Origin of the sequence: Anabaena sp. UHCC 0253 (assembly GCF_009712085.1) — a bacterium.
GTDB lineage: Bacteria > Cyanobacteriota > Cyanobacteriia > Cyanobacteriales > Nostocaceae > Dolichospermum.
This window is the reverse complement of sequence record NZ_VILD01000001.1, coordinates 899920-906550: the sequence shown is the minus strand read 5'-3', so window position 1 is coordinate 906550 and position 6631 is coordinate 899920. Positions and strand designations below refer to the sequence as shown.

Annotated in this window: 6 protein-coding genes; 3 read left to right on the top strand and 3 right to left on the bottom strand. The window is 37.4% G+C overall.

The window, feature by feature from the left end:
* Positions 1 to 131 precede the first annotated feature (131 nt).
* On the bottom strand, positions 132 to 1298 hold the full coding sequence (gene hemH / locus FJR38_RS03995) for a ferrochelatase (RefSeq protein ID WP_168535521.1): 1167 nt from the start codon (positions 1296 to 1298) through the stop codon (positions 132 to 134).
* 94 nt (positions 1299 to 1392) lie between these two features.
* Between hemH and FJR38_RS03990 the strand changes: the two genes are divergently transcribed.
* A complete protein-coding gene (locus tag FJR38_RS03990) occupies positions 1393 to 2019 on the top strand; it encodes a class I SAM-dependent methyltransferase (protein ID WP_168535519.1) in 627 nt (208 codons plus the stop codon).
* Here the strand turns inward: FJR38_RS03990 and FJR38_RS03985 are convergent.
* Complete coding sequence (locus FJR38_RS03985) at positions 2016 to 2738, bottom strand: pentapeptide repeat-containing protein (RefSeq protein ID WP_254445425.1); 723 nt, start codon at positions 2736 to 2738, stop codon at positions 2016 to 2018. The two genes, FJR38_RS03990 and FJR38_RS03985, sit on opposite strands and share 4 nt — an antisense overlap.
* Positions 2739 to 3124: 386 nt before the next feature.
* Between FJR38_RS03985 and FJR38_RS03980 the strand changes: the two genes are divergently transcribed.
* Both FJR38_RS03980 and FJR38_RS03975 read left to right on the top strand, forming a co-directional pair.
* Entirely contained in the window at positions 3125 to 4252 is a 1128-nt protein-coding gene (locus tag FJR38_RS03980; protein WP_254449338.1) for an FAD-dependent oxidoreductase, read from the top strand.
* Positions 4253 to 4376: 124 nt separating this feature from the next.
* Positions 4377 to 5480 (top strand): TRAP transporter substrate-binding protein, encoded by a 1104-nt coding sequence (locus tag FJR38_RS03975; protein WP_168535515.1) that lies wholly within the window; start codon positions 4377 to 4379, stop codon positions 5478 to 5480.
* 101 nt (positions 5481 to 5581) lie between these two features.
* On the opposite strand, the gene FJR38_RS03970 is transcribed toward FJR38_RS03975, so the two are convergent.
* A partial coding sequence (locus tag FJR38_RS03970) for a tetratricopeptide repeat protein (RefSeq protein WP_168535513.1) occupies positions 5582 to 6631 on the bottom strand: 1050 nt, incomplete at its 5' end.

Below are 6631 nucleotides of genomic sequence, written 5' to 3'. Positions count from 1 at the left end.
AGGAAGAAGGAAGAAGGAAGAAGGAAGAAGGAAGAAGCAGAGGTAATAATTCTTATCAATTACCAATCACCAATTACCAATCACCAATTACCAATCACCAATTACCAATCACCAATTACCAATCACCAAAACTAATGTAAAAGTCCGATCGCGTGCAGCAAGCCTTTACCTGTGACTAACTCGATGATCAGCCCGATAAAACCTAGCATAGCTATGCGACCATTCCAGACTTCGGCGCTGGTAGTGATTCCCCATTCCCAACGTTCTTGGGGATACATCTTCACCCTTTTTTTCATTTGGGCGGCTTGAGAAAGTTTCAGATTAGGTTGTTTAAGGGCATCAATTATCAAGTCACAGAGAGCTTGAATAAATACCGGATTTGTGTTGGGTGCAGGGGCGCGTCCAAAGTTGTGAATACCGGCTTCTTCCGCTATTTCTCGATATTCAATATCAATTTCTTGTAATGTTTCGATATGTTCAGAAACAAAACTAATGGGGACAACTACCAAATCTTTCACGCCTTTTGCACCGAGTTCTTTAAGTGCATCTTCTGTATAAGGCTGTAGCCATTCTACCGGACCAACACGGCTTTGATAAGCTAGGGTGTGGGAATTAGGACGGTTGAGGGTTTGCATAATTAAATAGGTGCATTCCTCAATTTCTTGTTGGTAGGGGTCTCCAGCTTCTTCTACGTAACTTTTTGGTACACCATGGGCGCTAAAGAAGATATGTGCGTCATCAGGGTTAGGAAATCGTTCAAGTTCCCCAACTATGAGGTCGGCCATTGCTTGCAGATAACCGGGTTGTTTGTACCAGGAGGGGATAACAGTATATTCAAGACTTTGGAGTTTGGGATTTTCTTTCCACAGTTGTTCTAAGAGGCGGAAACTAGAACCGCTGGTACTAATAGAAAATTGGGGGTAAAGTGGAAGAATTACCAACTTATCAATGTTATCCTGGGTAAGTTGGGCGATCGCTTCTTCTGTATAAGGATGCCAATAGCGCATTCCTACATAGATGTTAGCTTCCTGTCCTAATTCACCCAACTGGGCTTTAATGGCTTCTCCTTGCTCTTCTGTAATGCGTCGCAGTGGAGAACCGCCGCCAATTTGCTTATAATTGGCTTGAGATGTTTTTTGTCTGCGTGTAGCAATAAACCAAGCTAGGGGTTTTTGCATCCAGCGGAACGGGAGGCGGATAATTTCTGGATCTGAAAACAGATTATACAAAAACGGACCGACATCCTCTAGTTTATCGGGACCACCGAGATTAAGTAATAATACCCCTATACGACCCATAGCAGTTACTTTCCCCCAATCTTTGCAGATTTTTTACTAATGTTAACAATATATCTTTATTAAATATAAAGCTTTATCGGCAGGAAAAAATGCAATGGCAACAATTTTTAGAGACTTGAGTTATAGATATCAATGGTTATATGATGGCATTTCTCGGTTAGCGGCTGTGAGTGTGGGTGGTGAAGCCCGGTTTCGTCAATTGGCTTTCCAAGATTTAAAATTGCAATCAGATACCCAAATTCTAGATTTATGCTGTGGTAGTGGTCAAGCAACCAGATTTTTGGTAAATTTTTCCAAAAATGTCACCGGCTTAGATGCTTCTCCATTATCCATACAGCGATCGCAAAAAAATGTGCCAGATGCTACATACATAGAAGGGTTTGCTGAGAATATGCCTTTTGCAGATCATCTATTTGATGTAGTACATACTAGCGCCGCTTTACACGAAATGCAGCCTGAACAACTGCGAAAAATTATTACAGAGGTTTATCGAGTCTTAAAACCGGGGGGAATATTTACTCTAGTGGATTTTCACCCACCCACAAACCCGATATTCTGGCCAGGGTTGATAGTATTTTTCTGGTTGTTTGAAACTGAGACGGCTTGGAAATTATTGAAAACGGATTTACCTGGATTATTAACTGAAAATGGTTTTGATGTTAAGTCACCGACTTTATATGCAGGTGGAAGTTTACAGGTAATTCAAAGTCGGAAAATTTAATTTGTAAATTTAGCTTCTCGTAGGTTTGCTCCTTCCAAAATAGCATCATTTAAAATTGCACCTTGTAAACTAGCTAAATAGAGATTAGCTCTTTGTAAATTAGCTCCCACAAGGTTAGCTTTATTAAGATTTGCGGCATTGAGAATTGCACCAGAAAGATTAGCAAGATTGAGATTTGCACCTTCTAGATTAGCTGCACTGAGAATGCTTCTTTCTAGGTTAGCATTTGCCAGATTTGCTCCTGAAAGATTCGCTTGATAGAGATTTATATGTTCTAAATTAGCTCCTTGTAAATTCATACCGCTCAAGTCTGTATAACTTAAATCAATTTGCTCATTTTCAGGATCTTTTGTCATGTCTCTTCTAGCAATAACATTAATCGCTGCTTGAATGAAGGGGCTAATTTTTTCCGCAGAGTGATTAGTGATTTCTTTTTTATGGGAAGGAGAAGAAATGGTATTATTTCTAATAATATTTGTGAGCATATTCATAATTACCCAATGAAATTGAGGATTAATATTAGCAATATTTTCTAAATCATGAATTATCTCTATATTTGTACTCATAGGATGTTGCTCCAGTTGTTTGATAATTCGCGCTAAATATTTCTGATTGTGTTTTCTTTGGTTCTGAACTTCAATTATCTTAGGGAGGATTTTGTTTTGCCAAATATCGTTGATAGAAAAATAACGAGCAATAAAAAATACTTTTGACATCATATAACTACTACCTGTTTAATGATTGAATATCAAGATGTAAGTTGGGTTATAATTTAATACTTGTCGGTTAACCTAAAAACATTAAATTAGGAAACCCAACATTTGCGGACTTTTGTAGGACTTACGCAAAATATCTCTGAAACTCTCTTTTCTATCCCTAACGGGACGCTTCGCGAACGTTTCCTTCGTTCCTTCGTGGTTCGTTCCTTCATGGTTCGTTCCTTCATGGTTCATTCTTTCGTGATTTGTGCGTAAGTCCTGTTTTGTTGGGTTTCCTAATGTCAAACCAACCTACAGAAACTCTTAGCCTAAGAATATCGGGTTTTAATTAATACTGTTAGTTTAAGATTAGTTTGCTGCAAAAGATGTTTTTTCTCTTAACGTTTATGAAAAATTTAGTTTTAATTGGTGGTGGGCATAGTCATGCTATTGTCTTGAGACTTTTTGGTAAAAACCCTTTACCCGGCATAAATTTAATCTTAATTACTCCAGATCAATATACACCCTATTCAGGAATGCTACCGGGACATATTGCTGGATTTTATAAATATATTGAATGCCATATTGACTTGCAAAATTTATGTAAATTTGCTAAAGCAAAGTTGTTGCTTCATCAAGTGATTGGGCTAGATTTGCAAAATAATAAAGTGCTTTGTGCTAATGGATTTGTAGTAGATTTTGATCTATTATCTATTGATATTGGCAGCACTCCGGCGAAATTGTCTGTATCAGGTGCAGCCGAATATGCTATTGGTGCTAAACCAGTTAAGCAACTTTTAGAACATTGGTATAAATTACAGGAAAATGTTATTATTAATCCCCAAAAGTTACTAAGTATTAGTATTGTTGGTGGTGGGGCTGGTGGTGTTGAGTTAGCATTATCAATGCAAGCTTGTTTACAGAAATTAAAGATTGAAAATTTGGAATTGCATTTATTTCAACGCAGTGGGGAATTAATGCCAAATCATCATTTATCAGTACGGCAAATAATGGAGAGAGTTTTAGTTAACAAAGGTGTGAAATTACATTTAAGTGAAACTGTGTGTCAAGTTGCACCAATCACAGAAAAGTTGCAGATTAAATGTGAATCTGGGTTAGTAGTTGAGTGCGATCGCGTTTTTTGGGTAACACAAGCATCAGCCGCAGATTGGGTAAAGGATGCGGGTATTGGTACAGATGAAAAAGGTTTTATTTTAGTTGATGATAATTTGCAATCTGTAACGCATTCTCATATTTTTGCAGCGGGTGATATTGCCACAATGATAAATTATCACTTACCAAAAGCAGGTGTGTTTGCGGTGCGTCAAGGTAAACCGTTGTATGAAAATTTGCGAAGAATTGTTTTAGGTAAATCACTCAAATCCTATAAACCACAAAAGGCGTATTTAAGTTTAATTAGTACAGGAGACGGAAGAGCATTAGCGACTAGAGGAAATTTTACTTTACCACCTCATCAACTATTGTGGCACTGGAAAGACTGTATCGATCGCCGTTTCATGGCACAATTTCAGTAGATCACAAAGAAATCATGTAGAGACGTTCCATGGAACGTCTCTACAGTTTTGATCTTTTGATCCAAAAAACCTGATACATTGCACTATCAACCTGAAGATAGAGTAATGGAAATCAAAAAAAATTATGAAGCGTAGACAAATTATCAATACAGGTGCGATCGCTGCTGCAACTGCTACACTGGCCACAGCTTGTGCAAAAGCAAGTACATCTACTAGTGTCGAAGGTAGTTTACCCACTGTCAGATGGCGTATGGCGACAAGTTGGACAAAGAGTTTAGGGACTTATGTAGGTGCGGAAACCATCGCCAAACGTGTCAAAGAAATGACAGGTGGTCGTTTCACCATTACCCCCTTTGCGGCTGGGGAATTAGTACCCGGTTTGCAGGTATTAGATGCAGTCCAAGGGGGAACTGTAGAATGTGGACACACAGCTAGTTATTATTACATAGGTAAAAATCCGGCTTTAGCTTTTGCTACCACCGTACCCTTCGGTTTAAACGCCCAACAACAAAATGCTTGGTTGTATCATGGTGGTGGACTAGAAGCCATGCAAAAAATTTATGCTGATTTTAATATCATCAACTTTCCCGCTGGTAATACTGGGACACAAATGGGGGGATGGTTCAAAAAAGAAATCAAATCTGTGGCTGATTTAAATGGCTTAAAAATGCGAATTCCCGGCTTAGGTGGACAAGTAATGTCTAAGTTAGGGGTGAATGTGCAGGTGTTACCCGGAGGAGAAATCTACTTAGCATTAGATAGAGGTGCTATTGATGCGGCTGAATGGGTGGGACCCTATGATGATGAGAAGTTGGGTTTAAATAAAGCCGCGCAATTTTATTATTATCCTGGTTGGTGGGAACCGGGTCCAACTTTAGATGTATTGGTGAGTCGGAAAGCTTGGGATAAATTACCGAAAGAATATCAAGAAATATTCAAAACAGCGACTATTGAAGCCAATATGAATATGTTAACTGAATATGATGCTTTGAATGGGGAAGCATTAACAAGATTGCTGGCTGGTGGAACTAAATTAACTCCTTACAGCCCAGAAATTATGCAAGCTGCAAAGAAAGCTGCTTTTGAGATATATGAAGAGAATGCTAGTAAGGATGAAACTTTTAAACAGTTGTATGAACAGTGGAAAAAATTTAGAGAACAGATTTATAACTGGAATCGCATCAATGAATTAAGCTATGCTAATTTTGTGACGGCTGATAGTAAATAATATCCTCATTGAAAAACCCCTTCCCGCAAGTGAGGAGGGGAATTTTTGTATATATTGTTTGACATTCAAAACAGTCGCTAAATTTCTTTAATCGAGAAGTATTACATCAAATTATCTACTTCTCCTGCTTTTTCCTGTAAATCTAAATCTCGATATATTTGCAAACTTTCAGCTAGAAACTGTTTAGCAATTTCCTTATGATCAGATTGATTATTTTGTGTACGTTTGAGGTAAATTTCTCCTAACAGTTTATATGCTGATGCTGTCAATTTTCGGCGGTTGTAATCTTGAAATATTTGCAAGCATTCTTGAGCGATTTCTTCACTCCGCTTTAGATTTTCTAAAATTTCTACTTCCAGATAAGCACGACCTATTTTTAGAGCTTCTTCGGCTTTATTTACAGTTTTACCTAGTTCATCAAAATAATTTAAACCTTTGTGGTAGTTTTCATAAAACTGAGTAATATTCTCTTTTTTAAACGAGTTCTCAATAGGTAACACATTTAGACATTGTGAGTAAAGTAAACTGAGTATAATATAGTCGTAGGCAAGATTTTCTTGATATTTTCCTAGAGTATTGATTTTTATAGATTGGTGGATATTTTCCTCTGCTTCCTCTAATAAATTAGTAGCTTCAGTCATATTTGCAGTATTTTTAGCTAATAAGATTTGACAGTTAGCAATTTGCCGAAACCGTATAGCTACATTCTCTTCTTTACCTAATAGTTGATAAAGTTCCCGACTTTGTTCGTAGTAAATTATTGCTTGTTCATATTTACCGCAACTTTGATAAATCCATCCTAGCTGTTTATAAGCATCAGCAATATTAACTTGGTCATCCAACTGCTGACGAATAGCTAAATCTTGGTTTTGACAATCAACAGCTTGCTGATATTTTCCCCATTCTCTATAGCAATTAGCCAGCCAATACCACTGATTAGCTACATTTGTATCTTTACCTAATTGTTGATAAAGTTCCCGACTTTGTTCATAGTAACTTATAGCTTGTTCGTATTTACCCCAACTTTGATAAATCCATCCTAGCTGTTTATAAGCATCAGCAATATTAACTTGGTCATCCAACTGCTGACGAATAGCTAAATCTTGGTTTTGACAATCAACAGCTTGCTGATATTTTCCCCATTCTCTATA